Annotated in this window: 18 protein-coding genes; 4 read left to right on the top strand and 14 right to left on the bottom strand. The window is 66.6% G+C overall.

Going from position 1 to position 17,323, the window contains the following annotated elements:
• Position 1 precedes the first annotated feature (1 nt).
• Positions 2 to 895: a LysR family transcriptional regulator gene (locus tag ACO07I_RS22075; protein ID WP_422011154.1), complete on the bottom strand. Its 894-nt coding sequence runs from the start codon at positions 893 to 895 to the stop codon at positions 2 to 4.
• Between the two features lie 91 nt (positions 896 to 986).
• Here ACO07I_RS22075 and ACO07I_RS22080 point away from each other — a divergent pair, with 91 nt between their 5' ends.
• Together ACO07I_RS22080 and wrbA are read left to right on the top strand one after the other, a co-directional pair.
• A complete protein-coding gene (locus tag ACO07I_RS22080; protein ID WP_422011156.1) occupies positions 987 to 1,871 on the top strand; it encodes a pirin family protein in 885 nt (294 codons plus the stop codon).
• Positions 1,872 to 1,922: 51 nt separating this feature from the next.
• Complete coding sequence (gene wrbA, locus ACO07I_RS22085; protein WP_422011158.1) at positions 1,923 to 2,522, top strand: NAD(P)H:quinone oxidoreductase; 600 nt, start codon at positions 1,923 to 1,925, stop codon at positions 2,520 to 2,522.
• Here the strand turns inward: wrbA and ACO07I_RS22090 are convergent, their stop codons facing one another.
• The 10 genes from ACO07I_RS22090 to ACO07I_RS22135 all read right to left on the bottom strand — a co-directional run bounded on the left by ACO07I_RS22090 (position 2,523) and on the right by ACO07I_RS22135 (position 11,484).
• Complete coding sequence (locus ACO07I_RS22090; protein WP_422011160.1) at positions 2,523 to 4,049, bottom strand: MFS transporter; 1,527 nt, start codon at positions 4,047 to 4,049, stop codon at positions 2,523 to 2,525.
• Positions 4,049 to 5,095 carry an MBL fold metallo-hydrolase gene (locus ACO07I_RS22095; protein ID WP_422011162.1) on the bottom strand — a complete coding sequence of 349 codons (1,047 nt, stop codon included), beginning with the start codon at positions 5,093 to 5,095 and terminating at the stop codon, positions 4,049 to 4,051. Before ACO07I_RS22095 ends, ACO07I_RS22090 begins: the two co-directional genes overlap by 1 nt.
• Before the next feature lie 17 nt (positions 5,096 to 5,112).
• Positions 5,113 to 5,604, bottom strand: a complete 492-nt coding sequence (locus ACO07I_RS22100; RefSeq protein ID WP_422018348.1) for a GNAT family N-acetyltransferase — start codon at positions 5,602 to 5,604, stop codon at positions 5,113 to 5,115.
• Positions 5,601 to 6,743: an alpha/beta fold hydrolase gene (locus ACO07I_RS22105; RefSeq protein ID WP_422011164.1), complete on the bottom strand. Its 1,143-nt coding sequence runs from the start codon at positions 6,741 to 6,743 to the stop codon at positions 5,601 to 5,603. The genes ACO07I_RS22100 and ACO07I_RS22105 overlap by 4 nt, the downstream gene beginning before the upstream one ends.
• Before the next feature lie 149 nt (positions 6,744 to 6,892).
• Positions 6,893 to 7,102: a hypothetical protein gene (locus tag ACO07I_RS22110; protein ID WP_422011166.1), complete on the bottom strand. Its 210-nt coding sequence runs from the start codon at positions 7,100 to 7,102 to the stop codon at positions 6,893 to 6,895.
• An 81-nt stretch (positions 7,103 to 7,183) separates the two neighbouring features.
• On the bottom strand, positions 7,184 to 7,567 hold the full coding sequence (locus ACO07I_RS22115; RefSeq protein ID WP_422011168.1) for a hypothetical protein: 384 nt from the start codon (positions 7,565 to 7,567) through the stop codon (positions 7,184 to 7,186).
• Between the two features lie 123 nt (positions 7,568 to 7,690).
• The gene (locus tag ACO07I_RS22120) at positions 7,691 to 8,857 is read right to left on the bottom strand and encodes an acyl-CoA dehydrogenase family protein (RefSeq protein ID WP_422011170.1); all 1,167 of its coding nucleotides are present in this window, start codon (positions 8,855 to 8,857) and stop codon (positions 7,691 to 7,693) included.
• Positions 8,858 to 8,867: 10 nt separating this feature from the next.
• A complete protein-coding gene (pcaD, locus tag ACO07I_RS22125) occupies positions 8,868 to 9,662 on the bottom strand; it encodes a 3-oxoadipate enol-lactonase (protein WP_422011172.1) in 795 nt (264 codons plus the stop codon).
• A 128-nt stretch (positions 9,663 to 9,790) separates the two neighbouring features.
• Positions 9,791 to 10,561: an SDR family oxidoreductase gene (locus ACO07I_RS22130; RefSeq protein WP_422011174.1), complete on the bottom strand. Its 771-nt coding sequence runs from the start codon at positions 10,559 to 10,561 to the stop codon at positions 9,791 to 9,793.
• Positions 10,558 to 11,484 (bottom strand): DMT family transporter, encoded by a 927-nt coding sequence (locus ACO07I_RS22135; protein ID WP_422011176.1) that lies wholly within the window; start codon positions 11,482 to 11,484, stop codon positions 10,558 to 10,560. The genes ACO07I_RS22130 and ACO07I_RS22135 overlap by 4 nt, the downstream gene beginning before the upstream one ends.
• 120 nt (positions 11,485 to 11,604) lie before the next feature.
• On the opposite strand from ACO07I_RS22135, the gene ACO07I_RS22140 reads away from it, so the two are divergent.
• A complete protein-coding gene (locus ACO07I_RS22140; RefSeq protein WP_422011178.1) occupies positions 11,605 to 13,542 on the top strand; it encodes a primary-amine oxidase in 1,938 nt (645 codons plus the stop codon).
• Between the two features lie 45 nt (positions 13,543 to 13,587).
• On the top strand, positions 13,588 to 14,196 hold the full coding sequence (locus ACO07I_RS22145) for a VOC family protein (RefSeq protein WP_422011180.1): 609 nt from the start codon (positions 13,588 to 13,590) through the stop codon (positions 14,194 to 14,196).
• 22 nt (positions 14,197 to 14,218) lie between these two features.
• Here ACO07I_RS22145 and ACO07I_RS22150 read toward each other — a convergent pair whose 3' ends face one another.
• The 3 genes from ACO07I_RS22150 to oxlT form a co-directional block, all read right to left on the bottom strand.
• The gene (locus ACO07I_RS22150) at positions 14,219 to 14,587 is read right to left on the bottom strand and encodes a YidH family protein (RefSeq protein ID WP_422011182.1); all 369 of its coding nucleotides are present in this window, start codon (positions 14,585 to 14,587) and stop codon (positions 14,219 to 14,221) included.
• A 99-nt stretch (positions 14,588 to 14,686) separates the two neighbouring features.
• Positions 14,687 to 15,910, bottom strand: a complete 1,224-nt coding sequence (locus tag ACO07I_RS22155) for an acyl-CoA dehydrogenase family protein (RefSeq protein ID WP_422011184.1) — start codon at positions 15,908 to 15,910, stop codon at positions 14,687 to 14,689.
• A gap of 96 nt (positions 15,911 to 16,006) precedes the next feature.
• The gene (gene oxlT, locus ACO07I_RS22160; RefSeq protein ID WP_422011186.1) at positions 16,007 to 17,275 is read right to left on the bottom strand and encodes an oxalate/formate MFS antiporter; all 1,269 of its coding nucleotides are present in this window, start codon (positions 17,273 to 17,275) and stop codon (positions 16,007 to 16,009) included.
• Positions 17,276 to 17,323: the final 48 nt, after the last annotated feature.

Below are 17,323 nucleotides of genomic sequence, written 5' to 3' on the forward strand. Positions count from 1 at the left end.
GCTACATCTGACTCCTGAAGCGCTCGATCAGCCATTGGGCGGCGGGGCCGGGAGGGGTGTCGATGCGGTGCAGGACACGCAGCGGGTAGGTCGCCGCCCACCAGTCGGAGAGAGCGAGTTCGACGAGCCGGCCGGCCTCGATGTCGCCCTTCACCATCGGCGCCGGCATGCTGCCCCAGCCGACACCGGCCAGCAGCAGCGCGTGCTTGGCGCCGAGATCGGCGAGTCGCCAGGTCTTGGGGCCGACAACGCCGAAATCCTGACCCTCGGTCAGCTTCGAGCGGTCGCTGAGGACGAGCTGGATATGATCGCGCGCGGCCCCGCGCGCCTTTCCGCCGAGACGCGCCAGGGGATGGAAGGGCGCGGCAACCGGCACGAGCTGGACGCCGCCAATGGCGATGCTCTCGGTGCCCTCGGCCGCGACGTTCGGGCCGCTCACTCCGATGTTCGCGGTGCCTTCGAGCACGAGCTGCGTCACGGCGCCCAGCGTCTCGACATGGAGCCGTAGCGGCACGGTGGGGAATGTCGTCTGGAAGGCCTGCAGCGCGTCGACGAGACGGGCGGTCGGCAGCATGACGTCGACGGCGAGCGAGACTTCGGCCTCCAGCCCTTCGAGCAGGCCCTTCACCTTGGCGCGCAGCATATCGACGCCGTGAGTCACGGCGCGGGCCTCGGCCAGCACGGCCCGGCCGGCCTGGGTCAGCTCGGGCTTGCGGGTGGCGACCCGGTCGAACAGCGGCAGGCCGAGCTGTGCCTCCAGATTGTCGATCGCGTAGGTGATCGCCGAGGTCGCGCGGTTGAGGCGCCGGGCGGCGGCGGCAAAGCTGCCGGCATCGACCACGGCGAGCAGGACCTGAAGCTGGGCGAAGGAGGGAGTGCCGGGGGTGGTCGTCATTTCTGAATTACTGAAAAGATCGTTCAATATTATACGGATTTTCAGGCAAACCAGCAGCCCCTACATAGTCCCCGTACCAAGGAGGGCGGCCATGACGGCTTCGACCATTAACAGCAACAGGCGCCAGCTCATGTCCATTCATGAGGCGTTCCGGACGCTCGAAGGCGACGGGTTCGAAGTGCGCCGCGCCATTCCGTCGAACGCCTACGAGGCGATCGGCCCGTTCATCTTCCTCGACCAGTTCGGCCCGATCGATGTCCGGCCGGGCGAGGCCAAGGGCGCCTCGGCGCACCCGCATGCCGGCATCGAGACCCTGACCCTGCTGCTGGAAGGCAGCCAGACGCACAAGGACAGTCTCGGAAACACCAGCAGCATGCGGCCGGGCGAGGTCCAGTGGATGCGCGCCGGGCGTGGCGTGGTGCACGACGAGAGCCCGGACGAGCAGCTCCGCCGCGAGGGCGGTCACGTCCATGGCGTCCAGCTCTGGATCAACATGCCCAAGGGCACAAAGCACGGGGAACCGGCCTATCGCCACGTCAAGGCGTCGGAGATCCCGACCATCACGGCGGACGGGGGGCGTGTCGTGGCGCGGCTCGTGGCGGGAAGCCTGGGTGACCTCCAGGGACCGATCGCGACGTCTGGCGCGCCGTTCGTCGTGCACGCCTCGCTCAGGGACGGTGCCCGCGCGGAGCTTCCCGCGAGCAGCCCGGCCGAACTCGGCGTCTACGTGATGGTCGGCGCCGTGCGCGTCGGCGGCGACGAGCGTCGGCTCGAGGCGGGTCAACTCGGACGGCTGACGGCCGGTGATGCTCTCGAGATCACGGCTGCGGGCGACAGCGAGATCCTGCTGGTCGGCGGCGATCCCCTCGATGCGCCCATCTTGCGCCACGGGCCGTTCGTCATGAACTCGATCGACGAGCTCGAACGCGCGGTCCGTGACTATCACGCCGGCCGGATGGGCCGGATCGCGGCCTGACGTTTCTCTTTTCCCTTCAACCTCAACCTCAACCGACAACTGGAGACTGACATGACCAAGGTTCTCGTTCTTTACTATTCGAGCTACGGCCACATCGAGACGATGGCGGAGGCAATCGCCGCCGGCGCCCGCGAGGCCGGCGCCCAGGTCGACATCAAGCGCGTTCCCGAGACCGTGCCCGAAGAGCTGGCCAAGGCCGCGCACTTCAAGCTCGACCAGAAGGCGCCGATCGCGAAGGTCGAGGACCTCGCCGACTACGACGCGGTGATCGTCGGCACGGGTACGCGCTTCGGCCGTATGTCCTCGCAGATGGCGAGCTTCCTCGACCAGGCGGGCGGCCTGTGGGCCAAGGGTGCGTTGAACGGCAAGGTGGGCGGCGCCTTCACCTCGACGGCGACCCAGCATGGCGGCCAGGAGACGACGCTCTTCTCCATCATCACCAACCTGCTGCACTTCGGCATGGTGGTGGTCGGTCTCGACTATGGCCACGCCGGCCAGATGACGATCGACGAGATCACCGGCGGCAGCCCCTATGGCGCCACCACGATCGCCGGCGGCACCGGTCAGCGCCAGCCGTCGGAGAACGAGCTGGTCGGCGCCCGCTATCAGGGTCGCCGGATCGCGGAGACGGCGAAGAAGCTCGCCGCCTGATCACTCCACGATCGGGTCTCGGTTACCAGGAGCGGCGTCGCGTCCAGCGACGCCGCGGGGCCTGATCAGCGAGATCAGGCCCGCCGCGGCGGCCAGGCAGATCAGCAGAAGGATGACGTCGCGGCTGGCGGCCACGAGGGTTGCCGTCGGCAGGTCGAGCGTGCTGCCGCTGCTGTCACCCAGGGACAGCGACAGAAGGGTCGAGGCGCCGGCGATGCCGGTACTCATGCCCAGCATCCGCATCACGTTCAGGACGCTGCCAGCCTGCCCTGTTTCGCCGTCCGGGGCCGCGGACATGATGGCGCTGCTGTTGGGCGAGATGAAGAGGCCCTGGCCGATGCCGATCACCGCCAAGGATAGCGTGACCAGCCAGAGATTCGCAGGCGTGCCGTCCAGGAAGAAATAGAGCGTCGCGAGCCCGACGATGCAGGTCAGCATGCCGAGGCAGGTCGGCAGACGGGCGCCCAGCCGGTCGTAGAGCATGCCGCCCGCGGGCGCGAGCAGACCCAGCATCACCGGCAGGATCGACAGGCGCAGACCCGCGGCAAGGGCGGTGTCCTGATAGACGCGCACCAACGCAAAGGGGACGAGGAAGAATACCCCGAACAGGGTGGCGTAGGACGCGAAGTTCGCCAGGTTTCCCAGCAGGAAGGCGGGCTTGGTGAGCAGCTTGAGATCGAGCAAGGGGCTCGCGCTGCGGTGCTCGGTGCGCACGAACAGGATGGCGCAGACGGTCCCGACCAGGAGACAGGCGAACAGGATCGGCGAGGTCGGGCCGAGCGCGTGCAGCTCGTTCAGCGCTGCCACGAAGCCCGTCAGCGCCGGCGCGATCAGGATCGCGCCGCGCCAATCGAAGCGTTCATGCTTGGATGGATTGCCCGTCTGCGGAAGGACGAACCAGCCCAGGACCGCGCCCGCAATGCCGAGCGGCACGTTGATCCAGAAGGCCCACTGCCAGCCCAAGGTGTCGAGGATGAAACCGCCGATCGCCGGGCCGGCGCCGAGACCCACCGCCTGCGCCGCCGACTGCAGCCCGAGGCCGCGACCGCGTTCTTCGGGCTTCATGATCATCACGACGATGGCGACGCTGTTGGAGGTGATCAGTGCACCGCCGATCGCCTGCAGCACGCGGAAGAAGATCAGCCAGGGCAGGCTCGTCGCATAGCCGCACAGGGCGGAGCCCGCGATGAAGAGCAGGAATCCCGCCGTGTAGAGGAGCTTGCGGCCGAACATGTCGGACAGGCGCCCGAAGATCGGCATGAACGAGGCCAGCGCCAGCAGGTAGGCGACGGCCACCCAGCTCACGCTGGCGAGGCGGGCGCCGAACTCGACTTCGAGGCGCGGCAGCAGCACCTGGGTCATGCTGGCGTCGACCTGGCCCATGACGGCGCCGATGCAAACCGTGCCGACGACGAACCAGCGATACGACTTAAGGCGCGCGACCGCCTGTAGCGGCGGCGGTTCCCGGCCCTCGAAAGCCGCAGCCCTCAGCGCGCGGAGGGATAAGGGACCGGGAGAAAGCGACATCACCAGGTCGGCTTGGCTTCGAATCTCGACGACGCCCTGGTCTCGCGGGCGGCCGGGGCCACGCGGGCGTCGAACGTGTAGCTCGTGCCGACGGCCGACTGGCTGACCCGATCGCCATACGCGTTGGCCAGCGCATGCAGCGCCCGCCATCCGGTGCAGTGGCCGGTGATGAAGCAGCCGATGTCGAAGGGGGCGAGGGCTTCGACAGTCTGTGGAATGAGACGCTCCATGACGCCGCCGAGATGCAGGCCGCCCATCACCGCGTGGATGGGGATGTCGGGGAAGAGGCGCTTCGCCTCGGTGCAGACATTGACGATGCCGGCATGCGAGCAGGCGCTGAACACGACGAGGCCGAGATCGCGCACGTTCACGATCAGCATGCGCTCATCCATCAGGAACGGGTCGGGCCGCCACTCCTCCGAATTGTCCTTGCGGCAGAGATGGTCCTCGCGGCCCTTCTCGAAGGCGCTGACCCGCGGGATCTCGCCGCTGTAGTAGAAGTGGCCGTCGAGCAGCATGCGTGCCTGGCCGTCGTTGACGACGCGCGCGCCCTGCGCCTCCATCTGCGCGGGCGTGGGCACGCGGGCGGCAGGGAAGATCGTGCCGTCGTTGAGCAATACGCCGCGTTCGTTGAACATGTCGGGATTGACGTGGACTGCCACGCTGCCCCGGCCGCGGCGGCGCCCGATGACATCGAGCGCAGCCGGCAGCGCGCCCATGTGATCCCAGTGGCCGTGGGTGACGGCGATCTCCTCGACCTCGCCGAGATCGATCGCCATGTTGCGACAGTTGCGCAGGAAGGCCGCGCCCTCGGTGCCGGTATCGAACAACAGCGTGTGTTGCTTCGTTCCGATCTTCGTCCGGAGGCGCAATCCGTAGCCGAGATTGGCCACCAGCAGCGTCTCGCCGGAAATCTCCGTCGCGCCGGCCTTCAGGATGTTGGCCATCTCCGACACCGCGAACGCAGGCTTGCTGGCATAGGTGTCGCTCACATTGTCGGTGATGACGTCTACGGTGAGCGAATCGACAGCGGCGAGGTCGGACATGAGGGGCGCCTCCTGTGTCAGCGTGCCGGGACGAGGGAACGCGCAAGATAGCGGACGGTCTTGGCGCCGCCATGGATTCCGGCACGGCCCACTTCGCCGAACCCGAGCGCCGCATGGAAGGCGTCGGAGGCCGGATTGGGCGGATCGGAATTCACTTCGCACACGACGCGCTCATGGCCCGCGGCGGCGGCCGCGCGGAAGAGATCATCGTACAGGCGATTCGCCAGGCCGCGCTTGCGCATCGCCGGGGCGACGACGATGCGGTCGACATAGACGAAGGCCGGATAGCGTGCACGGAACCAGAGGTAATTCGGACTGTCGTAGTCGGCGTCCTGGTCGAAGGCGATGAGGAAGGCCGCGACCTCGCCCGCGCGGCGGGCATGGAAGGCCTGCCCCAGAAGATGCCGCAGCCGCGGGGCGTCGAGCCAGGAGAGCTCGACGGCATGGTCGTTGTTGAGCGCGAGGAGGGCAGCCTCGTCGGCCGCGGAAACGCGGACCAGGTCGGTCAGGCGTTGGTCTCCTTCAGGAATTTGATCAGCAGGCGACTCACTTCCGCCGCCTGTTCCTGCTGAACCCAGTGGCCCGCGCCCTCGACCATGTGGATCTCCTTCATGTTGGTGCAGGCACTCTTCTGCATCTTCTCCAGTGCGCCGGGCGACTGGTAGTTGCCCCAGTCGCTCTTGCCCGAGATGAAGGTCGAGGGCTGGTCGATGGTGCGGCCGGTGAAGATCTCGAGCTCGGGCGTCACGCGGCCGCTGGTGCGGGCGCGATACCAGTTGAGGCCGCCCTGGAAGCCCGTGCGCTCGTATTCGCCGGCATAGACCGCGAGCTCGTCGTCGGTGAGCCACTTGGCCGCCGCGATCTCCTCAGGCGTCGGCATCTGCTTGGCGACCGTCTCGGCCATGCCTTCGGCCAGGTCCATGACGTAGTAGGTCGGCATCTTCGCCAGCTCCTCGGCGGTCCAGCCCTTCAGCTCGTAGGGCTTGTTCGCCTTCCAGTCGGCGCTCTTGTAGTGATAGTAGGCGCGCAGGAAATTGTGCAGGCCCTGCTTGGCGTGCCACTGCTCCTCGTTGGCTTCGCGCGTCGACTGATACCACTGGTAATGCTTGCGCGGACGCGGCAGCGCCCCCAGCGCGGCGTGGACGTCCGGCGCCTTGGGTGCAGCGGGCTTGCCGGCGGTGTCGAAGGGTACGGAAGACGGGCCGGGGAAGGGCGCGCTCATCAGCGCCATGCGCTTGAAGATGTCGGGGCGCGCCAGGGAGGCATAGGAGGCGATCGAGGAGCCGAAATCGTGCCCGACCGCGGCCTCGGCGGTGCGATGGCCGAGCGCAAAGAGCACGCCGATCGCGTCGCGAAGGAGGTTGGTGAAGCGGAAGCCGATCTGGTCGGCGTCGAAGTCGGCGCTCCAGCCCGTCGTACGGCCGTAGCCGCGCAGATCGGGGGCGATGGCGTGATATCCCGCCGCGGCGAGGGCCGGCAGGACCTTGCGCCAGCTGTAGGCAATTTCCGGGAAGCCATGGAACAGCATCACGGCCGGCGCCTTCTTGTCGAAACCGGCTTCGAGCACGTGGATGTCGAGGCCGTTGATGCCGGGGAGGATGCGGGCGCGGACGCCGGCGGGGAGGACGGAAGAGGGGAGCGGTTGCATCCGGCAAGTCTATGCCGGATGCACCGCAATGGGCAGATGGTCGGTTCGCATAGGCGGCATCAGGTCCGCACTGCGATCACAAAGGACGGCTGCACGGAGACTCGTCGATTCCGATTCCCTCAGGTAGATCGACGCAGTCTCGCGGCGATCTAGGCGGTGGGCCACGTCACCTTGGGCAACTGACCTGTGCGGTCATACGCGTCCGCCACCCGTTCGACGCACTTCTCGAAGGCCGTGGAGTGCGGTCTGACACCCTGGTCGAGGCAGGCCTTCTCGGCCACCGCCAAGGCGTGGCCGGAGCGCGCCTGCACCTGGGGCGTGAGGGCCGTGGCTGCCGCCACCGTGCCGACGGCGATCAAGAGCGTGTTGAAGCGGTTGATGGCATCCTCCGTTCATCGCTGGAAAAACGTCATCAGAGGAGAGGAAGTTGCCTGCGCCGATCAGTGCTCGGCGACGTCGCGCTCGTACTGGGGCTCGTCGGTGAACACCAGCAGGCGACGGGCATGGGTCTCGCGCTCCATGCAGGACCTGTAGCCGGAGGTGGCGGGCGACAGCCCGTACTCGAGACAGGAATCGCGCGCGTCCGCCGTCACCTTCGCCATCGTGTAAGCGATCTCGGGCTTGCCCCATTCGATGGCGCGCGTGGCCTGCGACAGGCAGTATTCATAGCCTTCGGTTTTCGGCGTGATCCCCTGCTCCCGGCAGATGCGCTCGGCCTGGCTCTGGGCCGAAGCCGGCGGAACCGGCGGGGCGAAGGCCACGATGCCTGCCATGAGGAACACGCTTCCCAGCGCCAGGCCGGCATTCAGCTGGTTGCGAGTCATTGGGCGGCTCCGTTGAAAGGTTGCGATCAGGTACTGAACGAACGCCCTGAATCGCCAAGGGGTTGCGGATACAAACGATACAATCGTCTGTGTCCGCCCCTTTTCCGCCTCAATTCGTGCCGGTCAGTAGCTCTTCGGCAGTCCCAGCACCCGTTCAGCCACGTAGCAGAGGATGAGCTGCTCGCTGACCGGGGCGATGCGGGCGATCATGACCTCGCGCAGGAAGCGCTCGACGTGGAACTCCTTGGCGTAGCCGTAGCCGCCATGGGTCAGGATGGCGCGTTCGCAGGCTTCGTAGGCCGAGCGGGCGCCGAGATACTTGGCCGAATTGGCCTCGGCACCGCATTCCTTGCCGTTGTCGTACAGCCAGGCCGCCTTGAAGGTCAGCAGGTTGGCCGCTTCGAGCTGCATCCAGCTCTCGGCCAGCGGATGCTGGATCGCCTGGTTCTTGCCGATCGGCCGGCCGAACACGACCCGCTCCTTGGCATATTGCGTGGCGCGGGCGAGGGCGGCCTTGCCGATCCCGATCGCCTCGGCCGCGATCAGGATGCGCTCGGGGTTCAGCCCGTGCAGCAGGTAGTGGAAGCCCTTGCCCTCCTCGCCGATGCGATCCTCGAGTGGCACCTTCAGCCCGTCGATGAACACCTGGTTGGTGTCGATCGCCTTGCGGCCCATCTTCTCGATCTCGCGCACCTCGATCTTGCTGCGGTCGAAGTCGGTGTAGAAGAGCGACAGCCCGTCGGTCGGCCGCTTGCACTTTTCCTTCGGTGTCGTGCGGGCGATCAGGAGCATCTTGTCGGCGATCTGCGCCGTCGTGGTCCAGGTCTTCTTGCCATGCACGACATAGCCGTTGCCGTCGCGCTCGGCCCGCGTCTCCAGGGCCGTTGTGTTCAGGCCGGCGTCGGGCTCGGTGACGGCGAAGCAGCCCTTCACCTTGCCCTTGATGATGTCGGGCAGGATGCGCTTCTTCTGTTCCTCGGTGCCGAACACCACGATGGGATTGGGGCCGAACACGTTGAGGTGGATTGCCGAGGCGCCCTGAAGGGCGGCGCCCGATTCGGCCACCGCCTGCATCATGATGGAGGCTTCGGTGATGCCGAGGCCGGAGCCGCCGAATTCCTCCGGCATGGCGATGCCCAGCCATCCCGCATCGGCCATGGCGCGGTAGAAGTCCTCAGGGAAGCCGCCGTCCTTGTCCTTCTTCAGCCAGTATTTGTCGTCGAACCCGGCGCAGAGCTTGGCGACGCTGTCCTTGATGGCGAGCTGGTCTTCGGAAAAGGCGAAATCCATTTGTCGTGTCCTAACGATTGAGGCCGAGGAAGCTCATCATGAGCCGGTTGAACGGCTCGGGCCGCTCGACGTTGGGCAGATGGCGGGCCTTGGCGATGTCCTCGTAGCGCGCGCCGGGGATTTTCGAGGCGATGAGCTTGTTGCGGTCGGGCGGCGTCGCGGGATCGTCGTCGCCGCAGATCACCAGGGTCGGGATCTTGATGGTCGGCAGCCGGTCGAGATAGTCGAAGTTCTGGATGGCCGCGGCGCAGCCCAGGAACCCCAGATCCGATGTGCCGCAGATCGTCGAATGGATCTCCTTCCACCGCGTCGGATTGGCTTCCTTGAACTCCGGGGTGAACCACCGCTCCATGTTGCCGTCGGCCAGCGCCTTCACGCCATTCTCCCGGACGGCCGTCTTGCGCTGGTCCCACAGCCCCGCCGAATCGTCGGGCGAGGAGGGGTGGGTGTCGCACAAGGTAAGCGAGTGCAGGCGCTCCGGGTAGGCGAGGGCAAAGCCCTGGCCGATCATGCCGCCGATCGACAGGCCGATGTAATGGACCTTCCAGATGCCCAGCACGTCGAGCGCGCCTTTCACGTCGGCCGCCAGCTCGTCCATCGTGTAGTCGCCCTCGACCGGCTGGCTGCCGCCATGGCCGCGCATGTCGAGCCGCAGGACGCGATAGCCGGCGGCCAGCAGCGGCACCAGCTGCTCGGTCCACATGCCGCCGTCGGCGGCCAGCGAGTGGGTGAAGCAGACGGCCGGCGCATTCTGCGGCCCGGCCAGGTCGAAGTAGATCTTGCGTCCGTCGAGATTGAGCAGCATTTGAACCCCTTGTCATCCTGAGCGCAGCGAAGGATCTCACGCCAACTACGGTCGCCGTCTGGCCGCCATGCGAGGTCCTTCGCTGCGGTCCAGGGCGGGGGGCGACCCCGCCCGAGACGACAGGTAGATCACATCGCCGAGATGCCGCCGTCGATGATCACTTCCGAGCCGGTCATGAAGCTCGATTCATCGGAGGCGAGGAAGACGATCGCCCAGCCCACTTCCTCGGGCCGGCCGAGGCGGCCGATCGGGACCTGCTTGCCGAGCTTCTGCTGCATCAGGTCCTGGCCGAAGCGGTCGCGATACTTGTCGAGGATCGGCGTGTCGATGAAGGTCGGGTGCACTGAGTTGCAGCGGATGTTGTAGCCCGACTTGGCGCAGTGCAGCGCCACCGACTTGCTGAGCAGGCGGACGCCCGCCTTGGCCGAATTGTAGGCCGCCATGTTGGCGCCGGCGATGATGCCGGAGATCGACGAGATGTTGATCACCGAGCCACCGAGCCGTGCCGTGTGCTTCTTGATCTCGGCGACACCATGCTTGCAGCCCAGGAACACGCCGTCGAGGTCGATCGCGTGCACCTTGCGCCATTCGGCGAGCTCGATCTCCTCGACCGTCTTGCTGAGGCCGATGCCGGCCGAATTCAGCAGCACATGGATGGCACCGAACTTGTCGACGGTTTCCTGGATCGCGGCCTTCCAGTTGTCCTCACTGGTGACGTCGAGCTTCACGAAATGGCCGGCCGAGCCCAGCCGGTCGGCGACGGCCTTGCCGCGATCGACGGCCACGTCGGCCACCACGACGCGCGCGCCTTCCTTGGCCATGAGTTCGGCGGCATTGGCGCCGAGGCCCGAGGCGCCGCCGGTGATGAGCGCAACCTTGCCGGCCAGACGATCCGTCATTTCTTCTTTCCTCCCGCGGCGGCCCCCGCTCTTGCCTCGCGGTGGGCGATGTATGTCGTGGACGCCACGATGATCGCCGCGCCCACGAAGGTCCAGACGTCCGAGGTCTTGCCCCAGACCGCAACGTCCATCAAGGCGGCCCAGACGATGCCGAGAAAGGTGATGGACTGCAGGGCGGAAATGTCGAGCAGGCGGTAGGCCCAGGTGATGAAGAAATAGCCCATCGTCCCGAAGAAGCCGGCGGCCAGGAACAGCAGGAGCTGGTCGAGGGTCGGCGTCTGCCAGAACCACAGGCCGAGGGGCGTGAAGCAGATTGCGCCGATCACGCTCTGCCAGAGCACGACGACCGCCGGCTTGTCGCGGCCCGACACGACCTTGGCCACGAGGTTGGAGCCGGCGATCAGCGGCACGGCGCACAGCATCATGATGATGCCGGGGTTCACGGTGACGAGGCCAGGCCGCACGATGATCAGCATGCCTGCGAAGCCGATGCCGACCGCCAGCCAGCGCCGCCAGTGCACCGTCTCGCGCAGGAAGATCACCGCGCCCAGGGTGACGAAGATCGGTCCGGTGAATCCCAGTGCCGCCATTGTGGCCAGCGGCAGCCAGACCACGGCCTCGTACCACAGCGCATAGCCCGACGTATGGAAGAGGCCGCGGAAGCAGTGGAGCTTCAGATCCTGCGTCTTCATGCCGGCGAGGCCGGCGCGCCAGAAGAGATAGGGCGCGATCAGCGCCACGCCCGCGACCCAGCGGCCCCAGGCGACGTAGAGCGGCGGCATCTCGCTCGCCAGCTCCTTCACCGAGGCGTTCAGGAAGTTGAAGAAGATCCCCGACAGCACGGCGAGGAAGAAGCCGCGAGCCGTGCGCGAGGGGATCAGGCGCGACAGGCTGTCGGTCGTGTCGATGGCGGGAGCGGACATGCGTCGGCAGAGGAAGCCGATACGGGATCGGGGTCAAGGCACTGCTTTTGCAGGTCGGCCCCCGCGGCGAGCCTTGCGCTCCGCAATCGTGACCGTGAGAATGCCGTAGAGAGGAATGCCATGCCCGATGCCATCGCCGAGACTGTGAAGCACGCGGCCCCCGGCCATCCGCTCGATCCGCTGACCCCCGACGAAATCCGCCGAGCGTCGGCGGCGGTGCGAGCGGCACACGATCTCGGGCCGGGCATGATGTTCGAAACGGTGAGCCTGCACGAACCCGACAAGAGCGTCGTGAAGGATTTCCAGGCGGGCGCGTCGCTCCCGCGCGAGGCGTTCGTCTGCGCCTTCGACCGCACCAACGGCCAGGTCTGGGAGGCCCGGGTGGACCTCGTCGCCGACAAGGTCGTGGACTGGCGGCACGTTCCCGGCGTGCGGCCGCGCATCCTGGTCGACGACATCCTGCTGGTCGGCGAGGTGGCGCGGGCCGATCCGCGCTTCCGCGAGGCCCTGGCGCGGCGCGGCATCACCGACATCGAGAACGTCCAGGTCGACCCCTGGTCGGCCGGCAATTACGGGCTGCCGGACGAGGAGGGCCGGCGGCTCTCCCATACTTTCTGCTGGTACCGGAGCGAGAAGAACGACAACGGCTATGCCCACCCGATCGAGGGACTGTGTGCCGTCGTCGATCTCGACCGGGCCGAGGTGCTGCGTGTCGACGACTACGGCGTGGCCGACGTCCCGAGGCTCGATCGCAACTATGCCGCCCGCTATCGCAGCGTCTTTCGCGACGACGTGAAGCCGCTGGAAATCGTCCAGCCGGCCGGCCCGAGCTTCGTCGTCGAGGGCAACGAGGTCCGTTGGCAGAAATGGCGTTTCCGCGTCGGCTTCAATGCCCGCGAAGGGCTCGTGCTGCATGCGATCGGCTACGAGGACGAGGGACGGCTGCGGTCGGTGCTGCACCGGGCCGCGCTGTCCGAGATGGTCGTGCCCTACGGTCATCCCGGCGGCGGGCATTTTCGCAAGAACGCCTTCGATGTCGGCGAGTACGGCATCGGCGTGCTGGCCAATTCCCTGACATTGGGCTGCGACTGTCTCGGCGCCATCCGCTACTTCGACGCCTGGCTGGCCGACAGCAAGGGCGATCCCTACTGCATCGAGAGCGCGGTCTGCCTGCACGAGGAGGATTTCGGCATCCTGTGGAAGCACACCGACCTCTTCACGGGCGAGGTCGATGTGAGGCGCGCCCGGCGGCTGGTCGTGTCGTCGATCTCGACCATCGGCAACTACGAGTACGGCTCGTTCTGGTACTTTCACCAGGACGGCTCGATCCACTTCGAGATGAAGGCGACCGGTATCATGAACACCGCCGGCCTGCGGCCCGGCGAAGCGCCGGACTATGGGACGATCGTGTCGCCGGGCGTCTATGCCCACTACCATCAGCACGTCTTCAACATGCGCCTCGACGTGGCGGTCGACGGCGAGCGCAACCGCGTGGTCGAGGTCGACACCGTGGCGTTGCCCATGGGCGCCGACAATCCGTACGGCAATGCCTTCACCACGCGCCAGACGGTCCTGGCAACCGAGCAGGGCGCGCAGCGCAACGTCGACTTCAACGCCGCCCGCTTCTGGAAGATCGAGAGTGCCGAGGCGCGCAACGGGCTGGGCCAGCCCACCGCCTACAAGCTGCTGCCGCTGAGCCCGGTCCCCACCTTCTCACACCCCCACGCGATGGTCACCCGGCGCGCGGCCTTCATGACCCGGCAACTCTGGGTCACCGCCTACCATCCCGACGAGCTTTACGCGGCCGGCCGCTACCCCAACCAGAGCAGCGGCGGCGACGGATTGTCGGCCTGGACGGCCTCCGACCGCCCGCTGGTCGATACCGATGTCGTGGTGTGGCACAGCTTCGGTCTGCACCACATTCCGCGTCCCGAGGATTTTCCGGTCCAGCCCGTGATCACCGCCGGTTTTGCCCTTCATCCCACCGGATTCTTCAGTGAAAATCCGGCTCTCGATGTCCCGCCCTCGGCCAGCAGCATGAGCTGCTGCGTCGATTGAGGCGGCCCGGATAAGACGGATCGGACCTCAAGCGAGGAGATGGCCATGGATACCGTGATCGAGACCGCGTCGCGCCGCCGGAGCCTCTCGGACGCGCCGACCGCGCCCATCCTGTTCGCGCATTTCGTGCTGCGCTCGTCGAACGTTCAGCCGATGATCGACTGGTATTCGGCGGTGCTGAACATGCGCGTGGTCCAGCGCACCGACTACATCTGCTTCCTGACCTATGACGACGAGCATCATCGCCTGGGCATCGTGAACCTCGCGGGGCTGAAGCCGCCCGATGCCAAGACCTCGGGTCTCGCGCATGTCGCCTATACGTTCGGTGACATCGGCGCGCTGCTCTCGACCTATCGCCGCGTGAAGGCGTTGGGCATCGAGCCGTCGCGCTGCATCCATCACGGGCCCACCGTGTCGATCTACTATCGCGATCCCGATGGCAACGGCGTCGAACTCCAGGTCGACCGTTATGCGACGAAGGAGGCGACGGCGGCCTACTTCCAGACCGAGGCGTTCCGGAAGAACCCGATAGGCGTCGCGTTCGATCCCGAGGCGCTGGTGAAAGCCTACGAGGCCGGCGCTCCGGAGAGCGAATTGCTCGACATGCCGGACGGTCCGCCGGCGCCGCCGCAATCGGTGCCTTCTCCTCGTTAGGACGTGCGCGTTTCCAACGCGCCTAGAACAACCAGATCAGCGTCGAGCCGCCAATGAGGCCGATGGCGATGGCCGTGCCGACCATGACCTTGATGGCCGGGCGATAGGTCTCGTCGTCGATCGTCCTGCCGACGTGGATGTAGTGCCAGGTCGAGCCGACCAGCATGACGATGCCCAACACCACCAGCCCGATCCCGAGCTTCTCGACATGGCGGTTGGCGAGATCGCGCACCTGCGGCACGACCTGGTGCATCTCCATCAGGAAGAGGGCGAAGCGATTGATCGCGACGCCCAGCGTCATCACCGCGATCGCCGTCCGGATCCAGGCGAGGAAGGTGCGCTCGTTGGCCAGATGATCGGTGACGTGCCGGCTCTTCTTCGGACTGTCCAAGGTGTGTGTCTCCTGCATCTGGCTTAGGCTTTCGGTTCCCTCCAAAGAAAAAGGCGCGATCCCGGGGGATCGCGCCTCGTTCCGTCCCGGTACCGGGATTCAGTTGTACTTGGCGATTTCGAGACGGCCAACCTGGTCGCGATGGACCTCGTCCGGACCGTCGGCCAGGCGCAGCGTGCGCTGGTGGGCGTACATGCTGGCCAGCTTGAACACCTGGCTGACGCCGCCGGCGCCATGCAGCTGCAGGCAGCGGTCGACGACCTTCGAGGTGATGTTCGGCACCGCCACCTTGATCATCGCGATCTGCTGGCGGGCTTCCTTGTTGCCGAACTTGTCCATCGCCCAGGCGGCCTTGAGGACCAGCAGGCGGGCCATGTCGATCTCCATGCGCATGTCGGCGACATGGGCCTTGGTGACGCCCATCTCGGAGATGCGCTGGCCGAAGGCGACGCGGCTCTTGGCCCGCTTGATCGCCATTTCGAGCGCCCGCTCGGCGACGCCAATGGCGCGCATGCAGTGATGGATGCGGCCCGGTCCGAGGCGGCCCTGGGCGATCTCGAAGCCGCGGCCCTCGCCGAGGAGGATGGCCGACTTCGGCACGCGCACGTTGTCGTAGACCACTTCGGCATGGCCGTGCGGGGCGTCGTCATAGCCGAACACGTGCAGCATCTTCACGATCTTGATGCCGGGCGTGTCGCGCGGCACGACGATCATCGACTGCTGGCGGTAGGCCGGCGCGTTGGGATCGCTCTTGCCCATCAGGATGATGACCTTGCAGCGCGGGTCGCCCATGCCCGACGACCACCACTTGCGGCCGTTGATGACATAGTCGTTGCCGTCGGACTCGATGCGGCATTCGACGTTGCGCGCGTCGGACGAGGCCACCGCCGGCTCGGTCATGGCGAAGCAGGAGCGGATCTCGCCGTTAAGCAGCGGCTTCAGCCACTTCTCCTTGTGCTCGGCGGTGCCGTAGCGGGCGAACACTTCCATGTTGCCGGTGTCCGGCGCCGAGCAGTTCACCGCCTCGGAGGCGATCGACGACCGGCCGAGCACTTCGCAGATCGGGGCGTATTCGAGGTTGCTGAGGCCCATCGTGCCGTGCGTGTCGCCGGTCTCGCGATCGGCCGGCAGGAACATGTTCCACAGGCCGCGCTTCTTGGCCTCGGCCTTGCATTCTTCGATGATCGGCGGAAGCTGCCAGCGATCCTTGGCGGTCTCCATCTGCTCTTCGTAGATGGGTTCGGCCGGATAGATGACCTCGTCCATGAATTTGTTGAGCTTCTCGAGCAGCGCCTTGCTGCGATCCGAGTATTCGAAGTCCATCACTCTCTCCCTTTGTGCTGCGGCGGACTCTGGCCGAAAACCGCTACAATGTGAACGGGCATTCAGGTCGCACGCCGATTTCGACTTGCGGTCGAGCTAGGCTTCCCCGGAATGGGCCCGGGCCGGCAGCCGCAGCGGCTTCAGGACGGCCAGGGCCAGGAAGGCGGCGAGCAGATTGAACAGCGCGGCCGCCATGAAGACGTCATGCCAGCTGCCGGTTTCGACCACCCAGAAGCTTGCCAGCGGGATCAACAGCGAGGCCACGCCCTTGGCGGTGTAGAGCAGGGCGGCGTTGGTGGTGGCGTATTTCGTGCCGAACACGTCGGTGCAGATGGTGGGAAAAAGGCTGGCGGTTTCGCCCCAGGCGAAGAAGGCCAGGCCGCCCAGGATCACGAACAGCAGCGGATCGTGACCATAGACCCACAGCGCCCAGATGCCGACGCCCTCCAGCAGGAAGGCGATGAACAGGGTGTTCTCGCGGCCGATATGGTCGGAGATCCAGCCGCAGAGCGGCCGGGTCACGCCGTTCATGACGCGGTCGAGGGTGATGGCGAAGGTGAGCGCGGGCAGGGTGAGGCCGAGCAGGCTGACCGGCACGTCCGCGACCTTGAAGTCGCGCGCGATGGGGGCGATCTGCGCCGTCGCCATGAGCCCGCCCGAGTAGACCAGGATGAACATGAAATAGAGCAGCCAGAAGATGCGGGACTTGAGCATCTCCGTCGGGGCGAAGTCGCGGGGAGTCTGGAGCAGGCGCGGGGCCGGCGCGACCGCCTCCCCGGTCGGCGGCGCCCGCAGCGCCCAGGCGGTGACGAGTACGATCAGGCCCTGGACCAGCCCGAACCACAGGAAGGCGGCCTCGTAGCCGCGCGCGGCGATCGTGTCCTGGATCGGGATGATGCTGAGCGCCGAGCCCGCCCCGAACCCGGCGACCGTGACGCCGACCGCAAGGCCGCGGCGGTCGGAAAACCAGCGGACGGCATTGCCGACACAGGTCCCGTAGACGGCGCCGGCGCCGATGCCACCCAGTGCCGCCGCGGCATAGAGCAGGAACAGCGAATCGGCCACGGAGTTCAGGGACCAGGCCGCACCGACCAGCACGCCGCCGGCCGCCACGACGTATTTCGGACCGAACCGGTCGACCACCCAGCCTTCGAACGGCACCAGCCAGGTCTCGGCGATGACGAAGATGGCGAAGGCGGTCTGGATGCTGGAGAGGCTCCAGCCGTATTTCTCGTGGATCGGATGGACGAACAACGTCCAGCCATATTGCAGGTTGGCCACTGCCACCATGCAGAGCAGGCCGGCGCACAATTGCAGCCAGCGGCGTGCGGGCGATACCGGCACCGACGAATTGCTGAGCGACACTCTCCAAACGCTCCCTTGCCGATGGGCGGTTCCCGTCCCTAAATCGCG

This window comes from Reyranella sp. (genome assembly GCF_965227665.1).
Taxonomy (GTDB): Bacteria; Pseudomonadota; Alphaproteobacteria; order Reyranellales; family Reyranellaceae; genus Reyranella.

Bases quoted from the DNA above. Each gene is read 5' to 3' on its own strand.
- ACO07I_RS22075 (WP_422011154.1), bottom strand. From the start codon at position 895: ATGACGACCACCCCCGGCACTCCCTCCTTCGCCCAGCTTCAGGTCCTG.
- ACO07I_RS22080 (WP_422011156.1), top strand. From the start codon at position 987: ATGACGGCTTCGACCATTAACAGCAACAGGCGCCAGCTCATGTCCATT.
- wrbA (WP_422011158.1), top strand. From the start codon at position 1,923: ATGACCAAGGTTCTCGTTCTTTACTATTCGAGCTACGGCCACATCGAG.
- ACO07I_RS22090 (WP_422011160.1), bottom strand. From the start codon at position 4,049: ATGTCGCTTTCTCCCGGTCCCTTATCCCTCCGCGCGCTGAGGGCTGCG.
- ACO07I_RS22095 (WP_422011162.1), bottom strand. From the start codon at position 5,095: ATGTCCGACCTCGCCGCTGTCGATTCGCTCACCGTAGACGTCATCACC.
- ACO07I_RS22105 (WP_422011164.1), bottom strand. From the start codon at position 6,743: ATGCAACCGCTCCCCTCTTCCGTCCTCCCCGCCGGCGTCCGCGCCCGC.
- ACO07I_RS22115 (WP_422011168.1), bottom strand. From the start codon at position 7,567: ATGACTCGCAACCAGCTGAATGCCGGCCTGGCGCTGGGAAGCGTGTTC.
- ACO07I_RS22120 (WP_422011170.1), bottom strand. From the start codon at position 8,857: ATGGATTTCGCCTTTTCCGAAGACCAGCTCGCCATCAAGGACAGCGTC.
- pcaD (WP_422011172.1), bottom strand. From the start codon at position 9,662: ATGCTGCTCAATCTCGACGGACGCAAGATCTACTTCGACCTGGCCGGG.
- ACO07I_RS22130 (WP_422011174.1), bottom strand. From the start codon at position 10,561: ATGACGGATCGTCTGGCCGGCAAGGTTGCGCTCATCACCGGCGGCGCC.
- ACO07I_RS22135 (WP_422011176.1), bottom strand. From the start codon at position 11,484: ATGTCCGCTCCCGCCATCGACACGACCGACAGCCTGTCGCGCCTGATC.
- ACO07I_RS22140 (WP_422011178.1), top strand. From the start codon at position 11,605: ATGCCCGATGCCATCGCCGAGACTGTGAAGCACGCGGCCCCCGGCCAT.
- ACO07I_RS22145 (WP_422011180.1), top strand. From the start codon at position 13,588: ATGGATACCGTGATCGAGACCGCGTCGCGCCGCCGGAGCCTCTCGGAC.
- ACO07I_RS22155 (WP_422011184.1), bottom strand. From the start codon at position 15,910: ATGGACTTCGAATACTCGGATCGCAGCAAGGCGCTGCTCGAGAAGCTC.